General features: G+C 48.1%; 23 protein-coding genes. 8 read left to right on the top strand and 15 right to left on the bottom strand.

The annotated features are described in order from the left end of the window. Positions 1-42 precede the first annotated feature (42 nt). On the bottom strand, positions 43-519 hold the full coding sequence (locus ACXAF9_RS07405; protein ID WP_475072371.1) for an Hcp family type VI secretion system effector: 477 nt from the start codon (positions 517-519) through the stop codon (positions 43-45). Between the two features lie 275 nt (positions 520-794). Then, positions 795-2,729 carry a PhoX family protein gene (locus ACXAF9_RS07400; RefSeq protein ID WP_475072367.1) on the bottom strand — a complete coding sequence of 645 codons (1,935 nt, stop codon included), beginning with the start codon at positions 2,727-2,729 and terminating at the stop codon, positions 795-797. 163 nt (positions 2,730-2,892) lie between these two features. Here ACXAF9_RS07400 and ACXAF9_RS07395 point away from each other — a divergent pair, with 163 nt between their 5' ends. Next, positions 2,893-3,342 carry a DUF6515 family protein gene (locus tag ACXAF9_RS07395; RefSeq protein WP_475072361.1) on the top strand — a complete coding sequence of 150 codons (450 nt, stop codon included), beginning with the start codon at positions 2,893-2,895 and terminating at the stop codon, positions 3,340-3,342. Between the two features lie 51 nt (positions 3,343-3,393). Here the strand turns inward: ACXAF9_RS07395 and ACXAF9_RS07390 are convergent, their stop codons facing one another. The 5 genes from ACXAF9_RS07390 to ACXAF9_RS07370 form a co-directional block, all read right to left on the bottom strand. Next, the gene (locus tag ACXAF9_RS07390) at positions 3,394-5,238 is read right to left on the bottom strand and encodes an ABC transporter ATP-binding protein (protein WP_475072357.1); all 1,845 of its coding nucleotides are present in this window, start codon (positions 5,236-5,238) and stop codon (positions 3,394-3,396) included. 50 nt (positions 5,239-5,288) lie between these two features. Next, complete coding sequence (locus tag ACXAF9_RS07385; RefSeq protein WP_475072353.1) at positions 5,289-6,602, bottom strand: NAD(P)/FAD-dependent oxidoreductase; 1,314 nt, start codon at positions 6,600-6,602, stop codon at positions 5,289-5,291. A gap of 156 nt (positions 6,603-6,758) precedes the next feature. Then, positions 6,759-7,382, bottom strand: coding sequence for a LysE family translocator (locus ACXAF9_RS07380; protein WP_475072351.1), 624 nt, complete (start codon positions 7,380-7,382; stop codon positions 6,759-6,761). A 155-nt stretch (positions 7,383-7,537) separates the two neighbouring features. Further along, entirely contained in the window at positions 7,538-7,711 is a 174-nt protein-coding gene (locus ACXAF9_RS07375; RefSeq protein WP_475072349.1) for a hypothetical protein, read from the bottom strand. A gap of 153 nt (positions 7,712-7,864) precedes the next feature. Next, entirely contained in the window at positions 7,865-9,658 is a 1,794-nt protein-coding gene (locus ACXAF9_RS07370; protein WP_475072346.1) for a PHA/PHB synthase family protein, read from the bottom strand. Between the two features lie 154 nt (positions 9,659-9,812). Between ACXAF9_RS07370 and ACXAF9_RS07365 the strand changes: the two genes are divergently transcribed. The 5 genes from ACXAF9_RS07365 to ACXAF9_RS07345 all read left to right on the top strand — a co-directional run bounded on the left by ACXAF9_RS07365 (position 9,813) and on the right by ACXAF9_RS07345 (position 15,172). Next, positions 9,813-11,072 (top strand): TMEM143 family protein, encoded by a 1,260-nt coding sequence (locus ACXAF9_RS07365; RefSeq protein ID WP_475072344.1) that lies wholly within the window; start codon positions 9,813-9,815, stop codon positions 11,070-11,072. Positions 11,073-11,139: 67 nt separating this feature from the next. Beyond that, positions 11,140-12,927 carry a gamma-glutamyltransferase gene (ggt, locus tag ACXAF9_RS07360; RefSeq protein ID WP_475072342.1) on the top strand — a complete coding sequence of 596 codons (1,788 nt, stop codon included), beginning with the start codon at positions 11,140-11,142 and terminating at the stop codon, positions 12,925-12,927. A 170-nt stretch (positions 12,928-13,097) separates the two neighbouring features. Further along, the gene (locus ACXAF9_RS07355) at positions 13,098-13,544 is read left to right on the top strand and encodes a hypothetical protein (RefSeq protein ID WP_475072340.1); all 447 of its coding nucleotides are present in this window, start codon (positions 13,098-13,100) and stop codon (positions 13,542-13,544) included. 53 nt (positions 13,545-13,597) lie between these two features. Next, positions 13,598-14,977, top strand: coding sequence for a class II fumarate hydratase (locus ACXAF9_RS07350; RefSeq protein WP_475072338.1), 1,380 nt, complete (start codon positions 13,598-13,600; stop codon positions 14,975-14,977). A gap of 21 nt (positions 14,978-14,998) precedes the next feature. Beyond that, the gene (locus ACXAF9_RS07345) at positions 14,999-15,172 is read left to right on the top strand and encodes a hypothetical protein (RefSeq protein WP_475072335.1); all 174 of its coding nucleotides are present in this window, start codon (positions 14,999-15,001) and stop codon (positions 15,170-15,172) included. A gap of 58 nt (positions 15,173-15,230) precedes the next feature. On the opposite strand, the gene ACXAF9_RS07340 is transcribed toward ACXAF9_RS07345, so the two are convergent. Beyond that, positions 15,231-16,910 carry a glutamine--tRNA ligase/YqeY domain fusion protein gene (locus ACXAF9_RS07340; RefSeq protein ID WP_475072333.1) on the bottom strand — a complete coding sequence of 560 codons (1,680 nt, stop codon included), beginning with the start codon at positions 16,908-16,910 and terminating at the stop codon, positions 15,231-15,233. A 179-nt stretch (positions 16,911-17,089) separates the two neighbouring features. On the opposite strand from ACXAF9_RS07340, the gene ACXAF9_RS07335 reads away from it, so the two are divergent. Both ACXAF9_RS07335 and ACXAF9_RS07330 read left to right on the top strand, forming a co-directional pair. Then, entirely contained in the window at positions 17,090-17,581 is a 492-nt protein-coding gene (locus ACXAF9_RS07335; RefSeq protein ID WP_475072331.1) for a peptidylprolyl isomerase, read from the top strand. Positions 17,582-17,600: 19 nt separating this feature from the next. Then, a complete protein-coding gene (locus tag ACXAF9_RS07330) occupies positions 17,601-18,329 on the top strand; it encodes a UDP-2,3-diacylglucosamine diphosphatase (RefSeq protein WP_475072329.1) in 729 nt (242 codons plus the stop codon). Between the two features lie 28 nt (positions 18,330-18,357). On the opposite strand, the gene ACXAF9_RS07325 is transcribed toward ACXAF9_RS07330, so the two are convergent. From ACXAF9_RS07325 to ACXAF9_RS07295, 7 genes are read right to left on the bottom strand one after another with little or no spacing between them, the layout of a single operon-like run. Further along, on the bottom strand, positions 18,358-18,969 hold the full coding sequence (locus ACXAF9_RS07325) for a MiaE family protein (RefSeq protein WP_475072326.1): 612 nt from the start codon (positions 18,967-18,969) through the stop codon (positions 18,358-18,360). 59 nt (positions 18,970-19,028) lie between these two features. Then, on the bottom strand, positions 19,029-19,778 hold the full coding sequence (locus ACXAF9_RS07320) for a PhnD/SsuA/transferrin family substrate-binding protein (RefSeq protein ID WP_475072324.1): 750 nt from the start codon (positions 19,776-19,778) through the stop codon (positions 19,029-19,031). Continuing rightward, a complete protein-coding gene (locus ACXAF9_RS07315; RefSeq protein ID WP_475072322.1) occupies positions 19,775-20,224 on the bottom strand; it encodes a PAS domain-containing protein in 450 nt (149 codons plus the stop codon). Before ACXAF9_RS07315 ends, ACXAF9_RS07320 begins: the two co-directional genes overlap by 4 nt. 39 nt (positions 20,225-20,263) lie before the next feature. Beyond that, entirely contained in the window at positions 20,264-20,626 is a 363-nt protein-coding gene (locus ACXAF9_RS07310) for a roadblock/LC7 domain-containing protein (RefSeq protein WP_475072319.1), read from the bottom strand. 40 nt (positions 20,627-20,666) lie between these two features. Further along, on the bottom strand, positions 20,667-21,299 hold the full coding sequence (locus ACXAF9_RS07305) for a hypothetical protein (RefSeq protein ID WP_475072316.1): 633 nt from the start codon (positions 21,297-21,299) through the stop codon (positions 20,667-20,669). 19 nt (positions 21,300-21,318) lie between these two features. Then, on the bottom strand, positions 21,319-22,911 hold the full coding sequence (locus ACXAF9_RS07300; protein ID WP_475072313.1) for a hypothetical protein: 1,593 nt from the start codon (positions 22,909-22,911) through the stop codon (positions 21,319-21,321). Next, the gene (locus ACXAF9_RS07295) at positions 22,908-23,423 is read right to left on the bottom strand and encodes a hypothetical protein (protein WP_475072310.1); all 516 of its coding nucleotides are present in this window, start codon (positions 23,421-23,423) and stop codon (positions 22,908-22,910) included. The genes ACXAF9_RS07300 and ACXAF9_RS07295 overlap by 4 nt, the downstream gene beginning before the upstream one ends. Positions 23,424-23,571 lie beyond the last annotated feature (148 nt).

Below are 23,571 nucleotides of genomic sequence, written 5' to 3'. Positions count from 1 at the left end.
CGCAAAACGGCAGCAACCGAAGTTGCTGCCGGACAGTATCGATTACAGACGGATGCCTGTAGCGATATCGTAACCAGCAGGTACGCTGCCTTCTGGTTGGTGCTGCTCGTTCCAAGTAGTGTACTTCATTTCTACTTTAGTGAAGTTCAGGGACAGAGCTTCAACAGGACGGTCACCGTTGCTCATTACGCTGTAAGAGCTGATCAGAGTGTTAGTCAGCGTGTACTCCATGTAGGTTTCGATACCTTGTGGAGTAGTCTGAACCAGGTGGATCTTAGCCGTTTTACCTTGACCTACGCATGATTCAGCGAAAAGCAACGGAGACGTTTTATCCATCTTAGTTGTCAGAGTGATTTCACCCACGACTGGAGTTGTCGATTCGCGGTCTTTACCTTGACCTGGCTTAGTGCTCAGGCTACGAGTAACGTTCCACTCCATTGAGTCACACTCAACCCAGTTTTCGTGACCAGCTGCCGTTACATCACCGTCAATACCGTCGATTTTTAAATAAATTGCCATAAGATTAAATTTCCTTATTTATGATAGAGAGCCTACTAAGCTCTAGATTGACTTATCTTTTCATCCTGAAATGGACCTTAGGGTTTATATCTTCATTGAGATATATTAGCCCTATAGAATATGCATTATTTTAGAGACACTTTTGTGTTTCTAAGTAATTCATAAATCTCTTTTAATAAGCCCATCTATTAAACAACTTAAGCTGAGTTTAGTTCAACCCAATTTTCTTTAAATAACAAAAAACGGGCCGCTGGCCCGCTTTAATCATTTAATAATCAAGCGCCGATCACGCCACCATCTTCACGTGTGACGACCAAGATGCTTGAACGTGGTTTACCACCGTCCATGTAATCTGGGAAGCCTACGGTTGGGTGCTGTACGCCGACAAACATAGAGCGATAGTCTGGTGAGAACGTCAGACCTGTGATCTCGCAGCCTTGTGGGCCAACCAAAAAGCGACGGATTTCGCCGGTGGCTGGGTCGCCACACAGCATTTGGTTGTTGCCTTGGCCTGCAAAGTCACCTTCATTGCTCATATTGCCATCGGTTTGAATCCAAAGACGACCGTCCTTATCAAATCCAAGACCATCTGGGCTGTTGAACATGTTTTGTTCGGTGATGTTAGCGGAACCTGCGTACAACGAGTCCTTATGCACGGCCGGGTTGCCTGCGAGCAGGTACAAATCCCACTCAAAAGTGTCGGAAGTATGATCCTCACCTGCTGGCGTCCAACGAATGATCTGACCGTAGTGGTTGCTCTGACGTGGGTTCGGGCCATTCAGAGGTTGCGCCTCTTTGTTGCCACGATGCTTGTTATTGGTCAATGCGCAGAACACTTGACCCGTATGCGGGTTGTGGGTGATCCACTCTGGGCGGTCCATGGACGTCGCTTTCAACTGTTTAGCCGCTTTACGCGTGTGTACCAGCACTTCCACTTGGTTGTTAAAACCGTTTGCTTTGGTCAGCCCGTTTTTGCCATGCGTCAGCTCTACCCAACGGCCTTTACCGTCGTGCTTGCTGCCTTCACTCGCTTCACCGTCAAACTGTGCAACGTACAGTGTCCCTTCATCCAGAAGGTCCGCATTGGCTTTAAGGTCGTTCGGGTTAAAACGGTTTTTAGAGATGAATCGGTAGATGTGCTCACCACGCTCATCATCACCCATGTACACAACAACACGGCCATCTTTATTCAGAACAACATCGGCGTTCTCGTGTTTGATGCGACCGAGCGCAGTACGCTTTTTCGGTGTAGATGATGGATCCATTGGGTCGATTTCGACTACCCAGCCAAAACGGTTGGCTTCTTGAGGGTTTTTAGCAAGGTCGAAACGCTCATCGTATTTCCACCACATGTTGCGATCTTCGTTGGCTTTTACACCGTACTCTTTAGCGACATCGGCAGGTAACTTGCTTTCGTCGGATGCGCCAAAGTAATTATGGAAGTTCTCTTCACAAGTTAAGTACGTGCGCCATGGGGTGTGGCCGTTTGCGCAGTTGTTAAACGTACCTTTAACCAAGCGACCCTCTTTGTCGGCGTCGGTTTTAACCGAATCGTGCCCTGCTACAGGCCCCGACAACTCAAAGTCCGAGTTCGCGTGTAAACGACGGTTGTATTTAGAATCTTTCACATACTGCCACTGACCTTGAGCATCACGTTTAAGCTCTACAATGGTGACACCGTGTGCAGCTTGCATCTTACGTACATCATCAAGATTACGTGTCGCGTCGGCACCAATCACAATCTCGTTGTTGGTGTATTCGTTGTTTACCGCCAGTACCGCACGGTTAGGGTCTTCGCTGCCATCGGCTTTTAACAGCGGGAACAACGTCATACCGTCGGTGTTGTCACCAAACTGTTTTGCTTGGTCTTCAGCGGTTTGTTTACCAGAGTGATCAAACGATGGCGCACCCGCTAATACCGGGTCACCCCAAGACATTAAAACCGTGTGGCGATAGCCTTGTGGCAGTTTGATGGTGTCTTCAGTAGACGCTGGGATGCTTTCGAACCCCATCAGTTTCGTTGCACCCATGGTATCTGCTACAGCTTTAGCCAGTGGATTGGCAAAAAAGCCGGCTGCAGAAGCAACCAAAGCGGCTTTGGCTCCACCGCGTAACAACGCGCGACGACTCATCGCTTTGTCGATCAGCGCATCGAAGTCGGTAGAAGGAATCATGTCGGTATCTTGTGCATTTACGTCATTGTTTTTCATAGTTATCTCCTTAGCGATGCGAAGATGTTAGAGACAATTTGTGACACGACGATGACATGGTTAAACGCTTCTTTACGGATCTTTACAACACTTTGTTCAACCTTTTGAAACAGTCACAGTCTGAGTAAGTAGAAAAGTAAAGACAGCTGAACAGGAGATTCTTATGTCTTTTATGCGATTGAACCGATCATTCTTAGCGGCAAGCTGCTTATCAGCAGGTTTGGTTCTTGGTGCAGCGCCGTCGGCGAATGCTGATGTCAATGTCGGGGCATCCATCGTTATCCCATTTACTAATGGTATGGTGAGCATCAATGTAGGTGACACCTTGTACCGTTTTTATGATGGCTTCTTTTATCGCCCTATGGACGATGGTCATCACTACAAACGAGTAAAAGCACCAAGGGGCGCTTTAGTGCCCAATCTCCCCAAAAATGCGAAGCATTCAAAAGGGATGTATCAAGTTGGGGATACCTACTTCCGTCATGAGAAAGACGGCTACCGCGTCATCGACCCTAAAGAGATGAAAAAGGGTCAACACGCAAACAAAGGTCATCAAGGCAAAGGCGAGCCCTACTTTACTGGCGAACCAGAGTCCCGACGCAACAATCATTAACGCCGCATAACAAAAAGCCATTCAATCGAATGGCTTTTCTTTGACTTTAGCTTAAACGTTTTGGTCGGTATCGAGGCCTAAGAACCCGCCGGTTTGATGGGCCCACAGCTGGGCGTAGATCCCGCCTTTTGCGATTAACTCGCTATGAGTGCCTTGTTCGACAATCTCTCCTTTGTCCATCACGATGAGTCGATCCATCGCCGCAATGGTAGAGAGTCGATGTGCGATGGCCACCACGGTTTTACCTTCCATCAAGGCGTACAAGCTTTTTTGGATTGCGGCTTCTACCTCAGAATCCAGCGCCGATGTGGCCTCATCCAGTACAAGAATAGGTGCGTCTTTTAACAGCACCCGAGCGATCGCTATGCGTTGACGTTGCCCGCCAGAAAGTTTTACACCGCGCTCGCCCACTTGGGCATCCAAACCCACGCGGCCTTGTGGATCGGTCAGAGTTTTAACAAACTCTGAGGCTTCCGCTTTTTCAAGCGCCGTCAGTACATCTTGTTCGCTGGCACCTGGTGCACCGTATAAAATGTTGTCACGGACAGAGCGATGCAGCAGTGATGTGTCTTGAGTGACCATGCCAATTTGACCGCGTAAGGACTCCTGACTGACGTCTCTGATATCTTGCCCATCAATTAAGATGCGGCCCGATTCGATGTCGTAGAAGCGCAATAACAAATTAACCAGTGTTGATTTACCTGCGCCGGAGCGCCCCACCACACCAATTTTTTCGCCAGGCTTGATGGTAAGATTCAGGTTATCCAAAACACCAGAGCCTTTGCCATAATGGAAGGCGACGTGATCAAAGGTCACTTCCCCTTTGGGTACGGTCAATTCGCGGGCATCAGGTTTGTCTTCGATCTCAAGCGGTTTAGAGAGCGACTGAATACCATCGGCTACCGTGCCGATGTTTTCAAAGAGTGCGCTGATCTCCCACATGATCCATTGCGCCATACCATTAATCCTGAGCGCAAGGCTGATCGCCACTGCAATTTCGCCAATGCTGATCTCATTTTTGGTCCACAACCAAAGCGAGACCGCAGCGATCACAAACGCCAATAAATAGTTGATGAACTGGACCATAAAGTTCAGCCCTGTCACCAAGCGCATCTGACCATAGACGGTTTTTAAAAAGCCCTTCATCCCCTCTTCGGCGTAATCGGCTTCCCGTTTAGAGTGAGAGAAGAGTTTGACCGTTTGAATGTTGGTGTAGCTATCGACAATGCGGCCTGTCATTAAGCTTCGGGCGTCCGCTTGCTCAGTAGATACCTTGCGAAGCTTCGGCACAAAATAGCACTGAATACCGATATACGCGGCCAGCCACAGCAACATGGGCAGCATTAACCAAAGGCTCGAGTGCGCAACAATCACCACAATCGACACAAAATAAATGGCGATGAACATCAAGACATCGAGTAATTTCATGACGGTTTCGCGGATCGCTAATGAGGTTTGCATCACCTTAGTGGCAATACGTCCGGCAAAATCATTGCTGTAGAAAGAGACGCTTTGCTTAAGCAGATATCGGTGCGCTAACCACCGAATGGCCATTGGGTAATTGCCCAGTAAAGTTTGATGGACAATCAGACCATGCACCAGCACCAGCAAAGGCAGAACCACAATGGTCAGGAAGGTCATGCCTAGCAGGCGACCGCCCTCCTCTTGGAAAAGTGTTTCTGGGTCTTTATCAATCAACCAATCGACAAGGTCACCCATAAAGCCAAACAGGGTTACCTCGGTAATGGCCACCAGTGCAGAGAGTACCGCCATCAAGATTAAATAGGGTTCAGCACCTTTCGTGTAATGACGACAAAAAGCAAACAGGCCACGAGGGGGTTGCGTTGGCTCTTCACTGGGAAAGGGCTTTAGCAACCGCTCGAAAAAAGAAAACATAGCAGTCCTTATGTTTCAAAATCAGCAACAAAAAAAGGACTGCTATTGTATCAGTGGAGTTTCATTTTAGGTTTAACCGTACTGCCGATTTTTTGCGCAAGTAAAATGGCGGATGCCCTGAGCCACCCATGAATCGCGAATTGGTGCATTCTGTACAAAGAGATGTACACAAATCGCGCCAATCGACCCTCAACAAACATTGAGCCTTTGGTGAGGTTCCCCATCAAACTACCGACGGTACTGTACTTACTGAGGTTCACTAAAGAGCCGTGGTCTTTGTATTGATACTCTTTAAGTGGCTTACCTTGGTTTAGTGCAATCAGATTCTTGTGTACCAAAGAGGCCATCTGGTGAGCAGATTGCGCTCGTGGCGGTACCCAACTGCCATCGGCTTGCTGGCATCCGCAGCAATCGCCAATCACAAAGATGTCGTCACTGAACTGACTTTGTAAGGTCGGTTTAACCAATATCTGGCCTAGGCGGTTTGTTTCGAAAAACGATAAGCTGCGGATAAAGTCCGGCGCTTTCACGCCCGCGGCCCACACCATCATATCGGCTGCAATGCGTTCATCTTCGTTCGCTAAAAAGCCTTCGTCATCCGCTTGGCCTACCTTGGTGTTTTCGCGCACGCTCACGCCCAGTTTCACCAACTCTTGCTTGGCCGACATCGCAATGCGCTCTGGCAAGGCGGGAAGAATCCTAGGGCCCGCTTCGATCAAGGTGATCTTTAAGCGGTTACGTGTCATATCACGCATGCCGTAGTGCTTAATCATATCCGCGACGTGATACAACTCAGCGGCCAGCTCTACGCCCGTTGCCCCACCACCGACGATGGCCAGATGCAGCTCGCTCTTCTTGTCCGTTGTGGTCATTCGCAAAAATTGATTGAGCAAGGCGCGGTGAAAACGCTCGGCCTGTCTGTGCGAATCTAAAAAGTAGCAGTGATCGGCAACACCTGGGGTACCAAAATCGTTACTGACGCTACCCACGCCCAATACGAGTTTATCGTAGGCCAGCTGACGCTCAGGAAGGATGAGTTTGTTCTCCTCATCATAAAGCGCGGCCAATGTGATCTCTTTCGATTCTGGGTTCATCGACGTCATCGTTCCGATCTGAAACTCATAATGATGCCGACGGGCGTGGGCGCGGTAGATGACCGCATCGCTGGAAGTATCAAGCGTACCGGTTGCCACTTCGTGCAGCAGCGGTTTCCAAATGTGAGATCGGTTTTTATCAACCAAGATGATTCGGGCTTTCTTTTTGCGCCCTAACGAGTGACTGAGTGAGGTGACAAGCTCGAGACCGCCTGCGCCGCCACCTACTACGACAATGGTTTCGCGATCCGACGTGGGTTGGGTTGCCATGAGATGAGTTCTCCAAAATATGATCAGGAAAGCAGGACTTGCATAAGCTTTGCTTTCCTCATCAGATTTAAACGTGCCTCCATTATGTGATAACACGTTCGACACTCAATAAGGCGTTTCGTTTAATTCATTGATACTTTAGTTCCAAGTAGGTTATTACGCCGCCAGCCAAACACCGACTCCCATCATCAAGCTGCCCGCTAAACGGTTCATTAAGCGTACGTTTCCGCTTTTCATCAAAAACGTACGCAAGGTTTTACCACCAGAGGCATAGGCCAAAAGGCACATGAACTCCAACATCAAGATGATCGCAATCAGCTCCGATAATTGAAACGCCAAAGGCTTATCCGGGTCGATGAAAGGTGGCAGCAAAGAGATAAAGAACGCCCATCCTTTTGGGTTGGCCACAGCGGTTAAAAAACCCTGTGAAATCAATTCATAAGGACGCACTTTTGAAGTGGATGATAAGTCTTCGGGGATCGCCATTTTGCCGCGTGAGCGCCACATCTGAACGCCTATATAAAAGAGATAGGCACCGCCTGCGTACTTGAAGACCATGAAGATCTCTGGGTAGTTGAGCATCAAAGCCGCCGCACCCAGCACTGCTAAGGCCGCCACAAGCCCTACGCCGACCAGCTCACCCATCATCATCCAAAGGGTTCGTTTAACGCCAATGGTCATACCCATGGTCATCGACAATGTCATGCACATGCCTGGGGTAATGGAGACAAAAAAGAACGTTGGGATAAAGACCGCCAACAAAGACCATTCGAGAGCCATTTCACGTTACCAACTGTTTGAATCTAAGGGGAAACTATACTTGTTTCTGGGCCGTTTTTTGTCAAAAAAATTGCCGGTGCACTGCAACAAAAGAGAGTTGACTAAATCGGCATAAAAAAACCAGCCACAAGGGCTGGTTCGAAATGGAGAGATAACTAAACGCGGTGACCTTTGGTGCCAAACAGAGAAACGATGGCATCAACATACCAATGTGCGGCGTTGTACCAATCGTCAATGTTGTTTTGCTCAAAGACGCGTTCGATGTAGGCATCCAGCATTGATTCTTGCTGTTCTAACCAATTGTCTGAAAGACGATTTTTCGAACTCATACTGCTCACCGTGTGTGTGAAAACTCGTACAAACAACAATTTTCACAACCTAAGTTAAAGACTGACAGCCCAATAGCAATCAGTTAAAGCAATTATACTTAGGTCTATTGTGCAGTGCAACAGATTAATCTGACCTTTGCGCTAGGTTTTTCATTATCGTTGGTAAATGTAAGTCCCTGGTGCATCCGCCAAGGTTTGCTTAAACCATTTCGTATTCAGCGATGTTACCGCCACCTTCTCGCCCGAGTGTTTACCCAGCCAAGCGACCCACTCCGGCCACCAAGACCCTTCCTTAGCCTTGTTGATCTCTTGCCAGGTGTTTGGGTCAACGTACCGAGAGCCCTCTTGGTGCTGGGCGATGCGGTAATGGCGATGCTTATGGCCGGGCTCACTGACAATACCGGCATTGTGACCCCCACTGGTGAGGACAAAGGTGATGCTTGGGCTGTCCGAAATAAGGTGCATTTTATAGACCGAATGCCACGGCGCGACGTGGTCTTTCTCGGTGCCCACCGAGAAAATCGGCACGTTAATGTCACTGATGGCGATGGGTTTACCATCGACTTGATAGCGACCAGAGCTTAAATCGTTGTTCAAGAACATATGGCGCAGATACTGAGAGTGCATTTTGTAGGGCATGCGCGTTAAATCCGCATTCCATGCCATAAGGTCATTCATGCCTGGCGCCTCGCCCAATAGGTACTCATTGACGATTCTGGACCAGATCAAATCGTTGGAGCGTAATATCTGAAAAGCCCCCGCCATTTGACTGCCATCCAAGACACCCTGATCCCACATCATCTTCTCTAGGTAGGAAACCTCACTCTCATTGGTGAAGAGCATCAATTCACCCGCCTCTGAGAAATCAACCTGAGTTGCAAAATGGGTCATGGAGGCGAGTCGTTGGTCACCATCACGGGCCATCGCTGCCGCACAGATCGATAATAAAGTGCCGCCCAAGCAATAACCTGTCGCGTGAATCTTTTGATCCGGACACAGTGTCGAAATGGTATCGATCGCCTCCATTACCCCCGTTTTTTGGTAATCCGACATCTCAAGATGGCGATCTTCTGAGGTTGGGTTTACCCATGAGATCATAAAGACGGTATGCCCTTGATCCACCAGATATTTCACCAATGAGTTATACGGTGACAGATCAAGAATGTAGTACTTCATGATCCACGCGGGGACGATTAGAATCGGTTCGGGATGAACCACCTCTGTTGTTGGCGTGTATTGGATCAACTCCATCAAACCGTTACGGTGGACGACTTTCCCGGGTGTCGCGGCTACCTGTTTGCCGGGGATAAAATCCTCGGTGCCTGCTGGTGGCTTTCCTGAGACCTGTCGCTCATAGTCATCGAGCAGATTACGCAGCCCTTGCCATAGGTTCATACCGCCTGTTTGTTGGGTCGCTTCAATGACGGCTGGGTTCATCCAGGGGATGTTGCTGGGCGAATAGTGATCCAACACCTGCCTTGCGATAAACGAGATGCTACGTTCATCCTCTTTAGATAGCCCATCAATGTCCGTAGTGGCTTGATGCCACCATTGTTGGGTCAGCAAAAAATTTTGTTGGATAAGGTTAAAAGGCCATTGTTTCCACCCCGGATGCTTAAATCGCTGATCCTGAGGCAACGGCTCTACGCATTCAGCACACTGATCCATCAATGCCGATTGCGTATAGCGCCACGATTTAAAAAGCTTATTTAACCCCTTTTCGGCCAACTGGGTTTGTTTGCCCGGTGATAACAGTAAATGACTCAACCAAGTGCAGTAGAGACTGCTCAGACCTGCGGGCGAAATCCCCAGTGTTAATCGTGCAAGGTTGGCCTTAAAAGCGTTATCCATCGCTTTAACCGAAAAAGAGTGATAGCCGTGTTCTTCCTGATCGTTAGGGTGCATCCATTGTGGGACAATCGAGTCTAAGGTGACCTGCTTATCCATAGTGCTGTCCTGTTGGGTTGGTGGCCGATAGATGATCATTTACTTATCAGATGTCAAAAGCATTACCTTGTTCAGCCTATAAGACCATTTATTGATGCTTATCAATCCGACAGGTCGCTGATAAAATCAGCGGCCAACTTATTAGGTATGTTTCATGGACAGTCGTATCCCCCCTACCCGTTTTATCCCTTTTCGAAAATCGGATCTGGTCGAGATGTGTTTATCGCAAAATACGCTCACCAAGGAGGATCGTCAGTTATTCAGACGTTTATCAGGCCAATTAACGCGCTTGATTCACGCCGCGTTCCATCATGAAACAGAAACGTTAAAAGAGTCGTTTTCTCGGATCTCTCCCGACAGTGACACTCAGATGGTCGATTTGCCTACGACCATGTCGGTGAATCGTGGATTACCCGCGTTTTCGAAACAGCTTGAAGCATTACTCGAAAAAGCCAATTACGAACGCATCGATCAAGCCATACTTAACCAAGCTCTGACTCAGTCCTCGCTCTTTAAGCTTAATCTTCATGTTGATTTCGATGATTTTGCCGAGGTTCTGGTCTATGTGCGCGGCGAAAAGATGGTTGAAGAAGAGATCTCAACCTTTTTTGGCCTGAAAAAGACCAAAATAACCTTTCCAAAGTTTGAACGAGTCGCTTTGTACCTAAGGCTTAATGAGCAATTGGACGAAGCTCGACAAAACGCACTCGGGTTAGAGCCTGGGTCTGTTACCTTAAAGCTCTTTAAGGATGTGCCGCGTGCCGATATGGAAATGCTATTCCCAAACACCGAGGTCCGCATGCGTACCATCGATAAATTACTGATCGGTGTGCCGGCCTTAATCAGTGGTGGCATTGTGGTCAGCACAAAATTGGGCGGCTCTTTAATCTTGATTGGCTCCCTTATTGGTTTCTGGCTTGGGCTTCATCAAGCCGAGGTCGAATTAGATAACGCGGCGCTGCTTGCGCTCATGGCCGGTATTGGCGCTTTGGGGAGTTACCTCTTTAAGCAGTTTAACAACTTCCAAAATCGCAAATTGCGCTTTGTGCAGTCCTTAACGAAAAACCTCTACTTCAAAAACTTGGATAATAACTCTGGTGTTTTTCACCATGTGATTGACGATGCCGAAGAGGAAGAGTGTAAAGAAGTCATTTTGGCGTATTACTTTCTGTTGGCCTCCGATGCCCCGATGGCGGTTGAGCAATTAGACCGACACATCGAGCGCTGGATACGTGAGCAATGGCATACCGAAATCGATTTCGAAATAGAGGATGCCATGAACAAACTCGCGCAGTTAGGCCTAGCGGCTGAGGATGGTAAAGGAACCTACACTGCTCTGCCTCTTGATAAAGCAAAGCGCCAACTCGACTTACTCTGGCTTAAGCTCGGTAGCGGCAACGAACTGATGAATTAATCGCCCCTAGTAATCACACTTAAGTCTCAGTATGTTGTTTGAAAAAACCAGAAAGGACTTAAGCAAGATGATTAGGAAGACTTCATCCACTTTTATCCCTGTTTCTGGCGTTTCACTGCGACCCGCAGCTGTGCTGTCCGCCTTATTGATCTCCTCTTTTGCGATCTCTGCCGATCAAGCGGCCGATCAGGTTCAACCCGAGATAGGGTTTGGTGACAACCAAATCGTTCGCCAACAAACCGCGACGGATTTTATGGTCGCTACCGCTAACCCGTTAGCCACGCAGGCAGGCTATAACGTCTTGGCTGCAGGCGGTAATGCGATCGACGCTATGGTCGCCGTACAGACGGTACTCGGCTTGGTAGAACCGCAATCCTCTGGTCTAGGTGGGGGCGCTTTTGCGGTGTACTACGATGCTAGACAACAAAAGCTCACCAGTTTTGATGCCCGGGAAACCGCACCACTTGCCGCGACTGCATCCTTGTTTATGGACAACGGTGAACCGCTTAGCTTTTATGATGCCGTTGTTGGTGGTCGCTCTGTCGGTACGCCAGGCACAGTAAAACTGTTAGATACCCTCCATGCGACCTACGGCAGTCAGGATTGGGCAAGCCTTTTACAACCCGCGCAGCAATTGGCCAAGCAAGGATTTTCGGTATCACCTCGACTCGCCAGCTCAATCGAAGCCGATCAGGAGCGCCTAAGCCGTTACTCAGGCACACGTGACTACTTCTTTACACCGGATGGATCGCCTCTAACCGCAGGAACCCTTCTTAAGAACCCAGAATACGCCCACACGCTAGGCTTGATTGCACAACAACGAAGCGAAGGGTTTTACAAAGGTGAAACCGCACAAGCCATTGTTGATACGGTTCGTACGGCCGAGGGAAACCCAGGGGTTTTAAGCCTTAAAGACTTGGAGCAATACAAGATCATTGAGCGTGATCCCGTGTGTGCCGACTACTTACAGTACGAGGTGTGCGGAATGGGCCCGCCTAGCTCAGGCGCGTTAACGGTAGGCCAAATTTTAAAACTGACCGAGCCGCACCCACTTAAAGCCTTAGGTGACCATCACCCAATGAGTTGGCAGATTATTGGCGATGCCAGTCGATTGGCCTTTGCAGATCGTGGCCGATACATGGCAGATACGGATTTTGTCGATATGCCCGAAGGCCTGTTGGATGAAGCGTACCTCAGTGAACGGTCTAAGCTGATCACTCCTGGTAAAGCGCTCAACGAGGTTCAAGCGGGTAACCCACCTTGGAAAAACCGACAAGCCCGAGCGGATGATCAAGCCATTGAACTGCCCTCGACCAGTCACTTTGTCATTGTTGATGCCGATGGCAATGTATTGTCGATGACCACAACCATCGAGAACGGGTTTGGTTCTCGCCTTATGGTTGCAGGCTTCTTGCTGAACAATGAGCTGACCGATTTCTCCTTTGTTCCAGAGGAAGATGGCGCCATGGTGGCGAACCGCGTAGAACCGGGTAAACGCCCCCGCTCTTCCATGTCGCCAACCATTGTGATGAAAGATAATAAACCCTATCTAGCCATCGGCTCGCCGGGTGGCTCTCGCATCATTGGGTATGTAGCTGGCAGCTTGATTCGCCACTTATTGTGGGAGCAGCCCATCTCACAAGCGATTAATGCGCCACATCTTATCAATCGATTTGGCACCTTTGATCTAGAAACAGGCGAGCCACTTGGCATGATGGCCAGTGAGCTTGAGCGGATGGGGTTTGAGATCAACCACCGTGATTTAAATTCGGGGCTTCAAGCGATCAAGATCGAGCCCAACCGCTTAACAGGTGCTGCTGACAAGCGGCGTGAAGGCTTTGTAATGGGGATGTAACACAAACCAAATCGTTCATTAGGGAGCTTAGGCTCCCTTTTTTGTGCCCTATGTAAAAACAATAACCCAAAGCTATGAACTTAATAGTTAAATTATAATGAGAATGGTTTGCATTAGCTGTACGTTCTGGTATTTTGTAAATAATAACCGTTCTCATTGTAGGCTTGTCGATGCTGGTAACCCGCTCCACCGCTAAACAGGTGCACCTAGAGTGCAACCGACTCAAATCTCAGATCCGTTTTGGTCATGCGCCAGACGCGCATCACCTATTCGATGAGTGGATGCGACTGGATGAGTCTTTGTCGGTGGAGACGCCTCACGCTAAATGCCGCTGCTATGCGCGCCAGTGCCGAGTGTTACTGGATGCTATCTGTGATGAGCTGGTGCCCACCCAATGGCGCTGTGCCTGTTTAGACCATATCAATAAGCCTTTACGAAAGTTATTGAAGCTGTCCAAAACGGATGAACAGCAGCGCGACTATTTAGGCTTAACCCGCGAAATACGCGTATTTGGCCACTATGTTCAGCAATCGTTACAGACCCAAACTAAGGGCGATTCTTACTTGGTTGAAAAAACCTTGGGAATGATTGCTCAGAAAACGAATCAGAACAGATAAGAAACCCGAATCGTTCATGCTCTTAGAAGCACAATTGAATTAAGGAAAAAACGATGTCAGATACACGCATTGAAAAAGACAGCATGGGTGAGTTAGAAGTGCCATCAAATGCACTCTACGCGGCGCAAACCCAGCGTGCCGTAAACAACTTCCCTATCAGTGGCCAGCGTATGCCAGAGTCCTTCATTCGTGCCCTGATCAACGCTAAGTCTGCTGCGGCGAAAGCCAATAACAGCTTAGACCTGATACCCAGTGATATCAGCCAAGCGATTGTTTCTGTCTGTGATAAGCTTCTTAACGAAGCAGATTTGATGCAGCACTTCCCGGTTGATGTTTACCAAACAGGTTCTGGTACCAGCTCAAACATGAACGCTAACGAAGTGATTGCCACTTTAGCGTCTAAGCAAACAGCCGAGGCGGTCAGCCCAAATGACCATGTCAACTTTGGCCAAAGCAGCAACGACATTATCCCATCGGCTATTCACATCAGCGCGGCGGTAGCTATTCATGAAAGCCTATTGCCGGCACTTAAGCACCTTTCAGAGGTAACACGTAAGAAAGCCGCCGAAGTTGATCAATACGTAAAAACAGGTCGCACCCACTTGATGGATGCGATGCCAGTACGTATGAGCCAGTCTTTGGAAGCTTGGGCCATTCAGATTGATGAGAACATTCGTAACATCCAAGCGCTGCAACCTTCCCTACAAGCTCTCGCCCAAGGCGGTACAGCTGTCGGTACAGGCATTAACGCGCACCCAGAATTTGCTGGTGTGTTCTGCCAAAAACTGTCTGAAATCACCGGCGTTGAATTTACCCCGGCTGACAGCTTCTTTGCGCGCATTGCGTCTCAGGATGTGGTTGTTGCGGTCTCCGGCCAGCTAAAAGCGACCGCCGTCACCTTGATGAAGATTGCGAATGACCTTCGTTGGATGAACTCAGGCCCACTGGCTGGCCTTGGCGAAATCGAGCTGGAAGCGTTACAGCCTGGCTCATCCATCATGCCTGGTAAAGTAAACCCGGTGATTCCAGAAGCAACTGCAATGGTAGCAGCACAAGTCATTGGTAACGATACCGCGATCACCATCGGTGGCCAGTCGGGTAACTTTGAGCTGAACGTGATGCTGCCGATGATTGCAAATAACGTGTTAAGTAGCATCGAATTGATCAGCAATAGCTCGGTCCTGTTGGCGGATAAAGCGATTGCATCGTTCAAGGTGAACGAAGATAAGCTCAATGAAGCCCTGTCCAAAAACCCAATTTTGGTAACCGCGCTTAACCCAATTATCGGTTATTTGAAAGCGGCCGAAATTGCTAAGCAAGCTTACAAAGAGAAACGTCCCGTCATTGATGTGGCTGTTGAAAACACAGATCTTTCTCGTGAAGAGCTGACCGAGTTACTCAACCCAGCCAAGTTGACACACGGCGGCCTGTAAGAGTCTCAGTTAAGGAGCATTATGATGCAGTTGTTATCGAGCATTGGGATCAGTGCAGAGTGGTTTACCCTGTTAAAGTTTTCGCTGATAGCGATCGCTTTAGTACTGGCGAGCATCCCTGTTTCGAGACTGCATCGTAAATTCCGATCCAAGCTGATGGATTTTTACATGAAGCACTACACCGCGCACAATTGATCCACCCGATACAAAAAAACCGCCATTTGGCGGTTTTTTATGCGCTTTAAAAGCGGAATTACTTGTTCACTTTTGCCCAAGAATCTCGCAGACCAACCGTACGGTTGAAGACCATTTTTTCGTCGGTTGAATCAGGGTCAACTGCGAAATAGCCATTACGCTCAAATTGGTAACGAGACTCGACAGCGGCCTCTTTCAGACCGATTTCTGCTCTTGCGTTTGTTAGCGTGACTAAAGATTCAGGGTTTAAGCAGTCCAAGAAGCTTTTCTCTTTATTGCCATCTGGATTGGCTTCAGTAAAGAGGCGGTCGTACAAGCGTACTTCACACGGTACAGAGTGCTCTGCAGAGACCCAGTGAATCACACCGTTTGGCTTATACCCTTCTGGGTTAACGCCTAGGGTGTTTGCATCGTAGGTGCACTTGAGCTCGATCACTTCGCCAGCGGCGTCCTTGATAACCTCTTCACAGGTGATGACGTAACCACCACGAAGACGAACAGCATCACCCGGTGCTAAGCGCTTCCATTTACGCGGTTTTTCCTCGGCAAAGTCATCTTTCTCGATCAACAACTCACGTGAAAACGCAATCTTACGCTCACCCATGGATTCATCTTTTGGATGCGCAGGGACCGTGAACCACTCGACTTTATCCGCCTCGTAATTGGTCAATGTCACTTTAATCGGGTCAGTCACACACATGGCACGCGGAGCGTTCGCATCAAGGTCATCACGAATAGCGGATTCCAGCATGCTCATATCAACCACGCCGTTAGAGCGCGTCACACCGATCATGTCACAGAAATGACGCAGTGATTCGGGAGTGAAGCCGCGGCGACGCAATCCTGAAATGGTTGGCATACGTGGGTCATCCCAACCCGATACGTGATTCTCATCCACCAACTGCTTAAGCTTACGCTTACTGGTCACTGTGTAGTTGAGCTCTAAACGTGAGAACTCGTACTGACGAGGTGTTGCCGGCACTGGCAAGTGCTCAATGAACCACTCATACAGTGGACGATGATCTTCAAACTCCAGAGTACAGATCGAATGCGTTACGCCTTCGATGGCATCGGATTGACCGTGCGCAAAGTCATAAATTGGGTAGATGCACCACTTATCGCCAGTTTGATGGTGGGAAGTGTGCAAAATACGGTAGATCATTGGGTCACGCAGGTTCATGTTAGGCGATGCCATATCGATTTTGGCACGCAGCGCGCACTCACCCTCTTTGAACTCACCGTTTTTCATGCGCTCGAACAGATCCAGGTTCTCTTCAACGCTGCGATCGCGATACGGGGAGTTCTTGCCTGGCTCGCTGAAATTACCACGGTACTCTTTAGCTTGCTCTGGTGACAGATGGCAAACGTAAGCCTTGCCCTCTTTGATCAGGTGGATAGCCCATTGGTAAAGCTGATCAAAGTATGACGACGTGTAACGGATATCACCAGCCCACTGATAGCCCAACCAGTTCACATCACGAATGATGGAATCGATATATTCTTGGCTCTCTTTTTCCGGGTTGGTGTCATCAAAGCGAAGATTGCACTGGCCGTTGTATTTGACGGCTGTGCCAAAGTTCAGACAGATCGACTTGGCATGACCGATGTGCAGGTATCCATTAGGTTCTGGCGGGAAACGCGTCACAACCTGACCGCCGTGAACATTGTTTTTCAGGCCTTCTTCGATGATCTGATGAATAAAGTTGGTTGGCTTAACCGGTGCGTCGCTCTTTGACATGGCAATAAAATCTATCCGATACGAATTGGTAGGCACATATGTGCGAAGTAAGGCTGTGATTATAAACACTTACCGCATGGTTTTCACATGTTGAAGCATTTAGAGATGCATATTCAGTGCATCACGTTTAGACTTGCGTATAATACACCTGTGACAGAGTTTAGGAAGGAATTATAACAATGATTATTCTTCATACAAATCATGGAGATATCTCCATCAAGTTGGACCACGAGAAAGCCCCAAAGACAGCGGCTAACTTTGAACAATACGTCAAAGATGGTTTCTATGATGGTGTTATCTTCCACCGAGTCATCGATGGTTTCATGATTCAAGGCGGTGGTTTCGAGCCTGGTATGCAACAAAAAGAAACCCGTGAGCAAATCGAAAACGAAGCGGACAACGGTTTATCAAATGCTGCTGGCACGTTAGCGATGGCTCGCACGATGGACCCACACTCAGCTTCGGCTCAGTTTTTCATCAACGTTGCTGACAACACATTTCTAGATCACTCTTCCAAAACCATGGAAGGATGGGGTTATGCGGTGTTTGGTAAAGTTATCGATGGCATGGATGTCGTCAACAAAATCAAAGGGGTAAGCACCACAATGCGTGCGGGTCACCAAGACGTCCCTTCTGATGATGTTGTTATCGAAAAAGCGGAACTGGTCTGATACGAGGTTTACCCGGCGGATGCCAAGGTTATTCATAGCAGATCTGCACCTTACGCCAGAGCGCCCGGACATTCTCCGGGCGTTTTTGCACTTTATGGAGCATACGGCTTATCAAGCTGACGAGCTCTACCTATTGGGCGATATCTTCGAAGCTTGGATTGGGGATGATGCCCCACTCGGCCCCTTAGTCGAGGTCGAAAAAGCCCTAAAGCAATTCAGTGATTCGGGTCGCGCTCTTTTTTTCCAACACGGTAACCGTGATTTTCTTGTAGGCTCTGACTTTGCTAAGCGTACCGGAGCACAAATACTGCCAGAAGTTTTCCCCATTACACTTCCCCAAGGCCCAGCCATTTTATTACACGGTGATCAGTTGTGCATTGATGATCATGACTATCAGGCGTTTCGAACCATGGTGCGCAACCCTGAATGGCAAGCAGCTTTCATCAGCAAGCCGATCGAAGAGCGAGTTGCGATCGCCAAGGCTTTACGGGAAAAAAGTAAATCGATGGGGCAGCAAAAATCCAGCGAGATCATGGATGTAAACAGCCAAAGCGTGATCTCAACACTGGATGATCACAATGCCCAGCTGTTGATCCATGGGCATACCCATCGCCCCGCCGTACACGAGCTTTCAGATGCGCGCCAAAGGATTGTATTAGGTGACTGGGATACGTCTCTTTGGTATTTATACCAAGATGAGCAAGAGCTTACTCTCATTCACGAGCCTATCGACTTTAACGCATCCTGATGGATCAGCCATTAACACGAAAGCGGCATTAAGCCGCTTCGGAAGGTACGCCGCTGTGGAAGCGGAATTCGCTATCTTCTGATTCAATCAGCTCTTTTTCAATTTGACGAAAGTGCTCAACACGCTCATCAATCGGTTCGCCTGCGTAATCTTCTGCCAAGCCTAGGTAGTCTTGATAGTGACGCCCTTCTGACTTCAATAGCGAGCGATAAAATTTTGCCAGCGTATCATCTAGATAAGGCGCCAATTTAGCGAAACGCTCGCAGGAGCGTGCTTCAATAAAGGCACCTACGATTAGGGTATCAATTAATCGACCGGGTTCCGATGTACGAACGGACGCGCGCATACCGCCAGCATAACGCGCAGGCGACATGTGATCGTAAGTAATACCCCGCTCTTCCATGATTTCAAGCACCTGCTCGAAGTGGATCAGCTCTTCACGCGCTAAGCGCGACATTTTATTCAGCAAATCAGGACGGTCTACATAACGAAACATCAGTGTCATGGCAGTCGAAGCCGCTTTCTTTTCGCAATGCGCATGGTCAATCAGCATGATGTCTTGGTTTTTCAGTGCCGCTTGAATCCAAGCATCGGGGGTTTCGCAGGGCAAAAAGCTGTAAATTTCGTCTAAAACGTCCATCTATGTCTACCTTAAAAAGTGCGCGCACATTATAACGATGCAAAGCGCGTCATCCAAGGCTAGCTCAGGATTGCATCCATAAGATCAATCATAAACTCGGCCTCTTCCTCCTCGACATTTTGCCACTGCTTCATAGGCATAAACTCCATGACCGATGGCCCTTTCGGGCTACTGGCTAAGGCTAAGACAGAGTTACGAATGGAATCGTGCAATGGCTCTAAGCGGGGTGACGCCATCAAAACATGAGTAATCAGATCGATTCGACTTTCCACTAAGACGCGCATTTGCCACTTAATAAGATCGCTCAGCTCATCAAAGGAAGACTTGAGCATAAAGGCGATATCACCCTCTTTGTTGAGCAAGTCTTTGGCCACTTGAACATGACTTTTGCGAATCATGGTGATCTCATCGTCTTTCACCACATCAGCAGGCTCCAACAACATAAAGCCCATCATCAATACATCTGGGTCATCAGCAGAGATGATAATGGGTTTTGTCGAGAGATCTTCTACGCATTGGTACAAGGAGTCGGCCCTGACCAATACGACAACTTCGTCCTGTCGATTTTGCGGCTTTACGAGAGGTTTGAAGCCCTTTTCGCGGACCAATTTTGCAGCATCAAACGGGTTGGCATAGATAAGATCGATTTTATCGTCATCAAGATCACACCGCTGCTGTTCGAAGGAATCGTGTAGCTCTAAATGGAAACGCGTGTCGGTTATTTTCTGTAGCCAAGTATTAAAGATAAACCACCCCGTTAAGTCGGATGGGAGATAATCGGGGCTGATCGAGAACGTGTAGCAACTCATATCGAACGCTCTTCATCAAAACGCATTTGTTCGTACACCGGAATTATTTCGTCAATTTTACGACGTGATGGTTTGCGACGAACCGAGGTGAAGCCTTGTATTTGGCCTTTACGAATATTGGGAATAACAGTGGCCAGAACCCAGTAAAAACGACCGTCTTTTCTAAGATTCTTAACAAAACCTTGCCACTTTCGTCCGGCCAAAACCGTTGACCAGAGATCACGAAACGCCTCTTTAGGCATATCGGGATGTCGAAGGAGTGAATGATCAGCACCGATGAGCTCGTGGGCCTCATAGCCCGACATTTCAACGAATGCAGAATTGGCATGTGTGATGATGCCCCGCGTGGTAGTGCGGGACACGATCAAGCGGCCTTCTGGGTAAGGAATCTCTTCGTCTACGACGTTAAATTCCCGAGTGTGTCCGGAAAAGTATCTGATTTTCATTCAGATACTGTATCCAGAAGAAGACGTTTTTTCTTTGATCTACAGCAACTTACCGATCGCTTCGGCAGCGCGTTTTACATCCAAGAAGATCAAACCTAAACGAGCGTTAGGTTTTGCTACGACGGTTAAAACAGAATCTTTGTTAGCGTGTGTCATTAGAATGTATCCATGAGCACCCTTAACAAGAACTTGTTCTAATTCACCGCGCGCAAGCTCCTGAGCTGTACGCTCCCCCAGAGAAAGCATTGCAGCACTCATAGCACCAACTCGGTCTTCATCCATATCCGAAGGAAGCAGCGCTTCGATCATCAACCCATCCGTCGAGATGACTGCTGAGGCTTCAATCTCTGCTGAGGTTCCATTCAGATCAGAAAGGATAGCCCCCATCATTTCAGAACGCATATTGACTATACTCCATTTCAGTAAAGAGCCCGTTCCCGGCTTAATTATCTAAGTATCGACTAGCAAGCGCTGACAATAATTCAACAAACTGTTGTTGATTAAAAAGCGGTTGCTCTTGAATTACAAGCACAAATGCTTGTGATCCAACATAAAAGACCCAACTCCCCAATTGGCTGTTACCAACCGCATCGAGAATTCCCCAACTTTGACCTACAACACCTAAAGCATTGTTGATCAATTGGTGATGTCGGTTATGGAGCGAAATAACATCCGCCGCCATAGCCGCCATCGCGTCCGCTTTTTCTTGCGGATAACCTGACTGAGCAAGGCAGAAGCCTTGATCATCACCAAGAACTACTTTTCCATCCGTAGAAAGGTGCGGGAGTATATCAGAAAGAATACTCTCAAGGCTCCCTTTTCGGAACGTTGGCGATGTGTCAGACAGTGCGAGAAATCGTTTTGCGAGTAATCGGTTAAACAGCTGCTCAGCATGTTCATTTTCCAAATCCGCTATTTCAGCAAAAAGCTCAATACTAAAAGGGATTGGCTCATCGATACTCAGCAGTTGCAAAAGAATTGCACGTGCTTCATCGGGGTGTGAGTTTACGGTAGCGTAATATGCACCACTCGGCGTAACTTGTAGGTAGCGCTCTGATCCTTGCTCTATAACCATCACAGACTCAATTCAGCGACTAATAATTAAAAAGACCGGCCGATGTGCAGGCGGTCATCACACCAAATACATAACGTTGCGGCACTTGTAACTCCCGAGCAACCTGGAAAGCCGACATCGGGCGTGTGCGCCACATTTTTAAAATGGCATGCAGCTCTGGAACTTGCAGTTCGCGCGCACATTCAGGGATGCGCGACAGTAAGCGAGTTCGTGTTGGGTCATCTTCAGGCATTAAGCGGCCATGAGATGTCCAAAGTCCTGCCAACCACATAAAGTCATCGGCAGAAATGATTTTAAATTCAGTACCTAACCCATCAATCAAGTCCGCTTCTGTGGTTACACCGTCCGCAACGGATAATTCACCTAACGAGAAACGACTCGACATCATTGCATTTAACAGTTCGTGGTCCGCATTAACAACGAAGCAATCTGTCCAAGGGAGGTATTCAAGGTGGATATTCAAGCCTTGTACGCGATAAGCCTTTTGGTATTTACGGCCAAGATTCATCGCTTCAGTAACCCAAGGCAGTAACATGCCATCAAGTGAGAACATCATTCGACGACGATCGCCAGGGTTTAACCAATCAAGGTCAGGCAGATGGCCAAATAAGGTCTTTAAAGACAAGGAGATCAGCTCGACCTTCTCGTTACCTTTTGTAGCATCAGCCTGTGATACTTCTTCTACAGGCGCTGCCGTTTGGGTCGGAGCTGCGGCCTTCTGCTCTTCTTGAGCTTTCTTAAGCTTTTTGAGTTTCGCAAGCTTTTGAGCTTTCAGCTTTAGCTCTTCTTGCTGTTGCTTGCGCTTATCTAGATCCGCTTTGTTTTTATCTGCCTTAGGCGCTTCTGCTGGCTTTTCCTCTTTAGCAGTATCAGGCGACACCTCAACAGAAACATCGCTTTGCGGCGCAGCATTCGGTGCTAGGGCTGTTATCTCTTGCGCACCCGGCTGTGGGGCTTGAGTATTCAATCGAGCAACAACTTGAGCTCTTACGCTGCCGACTCGGGCATCGGGGAGTGATGATTTTACTCCGGCTGCATTGCTGTCCGCCGAGGGAGCACCATCAGAATCTGGAGTGATTTCAGAGTATTCGCCAGTATCTTGCTGTTTTGACTGGCGTTTCTTGGCGGCTTCCATAAAGGAAGTAATCTTACCATTGGTAAAATTATCGGCTGAACCGACCTCTTCCGGTGCGCTCGTTTCCTTAGGCTCCGAATTGGCTTTAGCTAACTCTTCTAAGGCGGATTGATAAGAGCTTTGCTCTTTATCTTGCTCTTCTGCAGCCATTAATTCCCCTAAGGATTTAATAGCATCGTCTAAAGTAATTGAGCTAAAAGGCTTTAACAGTGTGACCGAGCGGTGCCATTGAATAGGCTTAATAGAAACGACGATGGACGGTTTGGCTATTTTCTTTTCAAGCTCTTCCTGAAGAGAGTCTTTTGTACGTGGCTGGTCGGCATTAAATACAACACAGTCTGCATACCGGATATCCGTAACCATTTGAAATGCATTAGCGCGCTTGTGTTCAAAGTAGTATTGCAGCGTGTGTAACGATGCCCCTTCGAAACCAATTAAAGCTACTCTAGGCGCTTGCTTGCCAAATCTGCCTTTCATGATGTCCTATCTCGTTTCTTGAATACGGCTGGGAGTGTCGTCCCATCAATTAACAAAGAGTGCTCAACGTCCAAGCTCAGTAATCGCTGCGCGGTTTTCTCGTTGAGTATTTCGATATATTCGTCGGCTTTAGGTTCTGTTATCAGCACTTGTGCTTCTTTTATTAGCCTTTCCGCCAAAGATTTACCATGAAAACGCAGAACGATCATTAAATCAATGAGTGCACCATGAACTTCTGTCTCTTTTTTGAGTCGCAAAGCCAGATAGAAGCGCTTTACGTGGTTCTGGAGTACCTCAGGTGCCTTCGCCACTTTACGCTTTAGATGTTTAAGAACGGTATCTGGATGCTCACCTTTATAGATAAGAGCGTGAAGATCCTCTGCTGCAAAAGCCGACTGGATCCGCTCTGCAACGTGGCTATCGAGTTCTTCATTAAGATCCCAATCTGAAAGCGCTTTCCAAATATACGTATCTTGGACGTGCGATTGTGGGATTGTGGTGTGCTCTGTCATTACTACATTTCCTGTTGATACGATCAGCAGTTTATTACAGGTTTCTCATATGAGAGCAGTGAGTTTAGCTTAAAGTCCATCATATACTGCTTATTGCTCAAGGGAAAACCTCAATTTCTATATATTTCAAAATAATAGACCTAAATCA

The sequence above is a fragment of the Neptunomonas sp. ABH4_499 genome (assembly GCF_056160565.1).
The sequence above is the reverse complement of the archived record's forward strand: the minus strand, read 5'-3'. Positions and strand labels throughout refer to the sequence as shown.